This is a genomic window from Curtobacterium sp. MMLR14_002 (genome assembly GCF_001864975.1).
Taxonomy (GTDB): domain Bacteria; phylum Actinomycetota; class Actinomycetes; order Actinomycetales; family Microbacteriaceae; genus Curtobacterium; species Curtobacterium flaccumfaciens.
In genome coordinates this window covers 1-411 of sequence record NZ_MJGT01000017.1, presented here as the reverse complement: position 1 = coordinate 411, position 411 = coordinate 1, and the positions used below count along the sequence as shown (strand labels likewise).

Annotated in this window: 1 protein-coding gene; it reads left to right on the top strand. The window is 57.9% G+C overall.

Annotated elements, in window-relative coordinates:
• A partial coding sequence (locus tag BIU91_RS18745) for a hypothetical protein (RefSeq protein WP_216099632.1) occupies positions 1 to 411 on the top strand: 411 nt, incomplete at both ends.

Below are 411 nucleotides of genomic sequence, written 5' to 3'. Positions count from 1 at the left end.
ACTACTACAAGGACAAGCTCTACCAGATCGACGCGATCGGTCATGAACGCCAAGGGCTCGGCGTTGTGAAGATCAAACACCCGAAGAACGCGGAAGCCAAACAGATCGCCGCTGCGGAACGTGCGGCGGAAGACCTGCGCGCAAGCGAGGTCGGACACATTACGGAGCCTGACGGTTGGAATATCGACTTCATGGACATGCAGGCTAAGACGCTGAAAGAGTCCATGCCGTCCATCGAACACCACGACCGCCAGATCTCCGTCAACGTGCTTGCTCAGTTCATGAACCTCGGTTCCACCAGCGGCAGCGGGTCCCGCGCCGTAGGCGAGCCTCAACTGGCGATCTTCGAGCACTACGTCAAGTTCATCGCGGACTACATCGCGGACACGCTCAACAGGTACGTGATCAAAG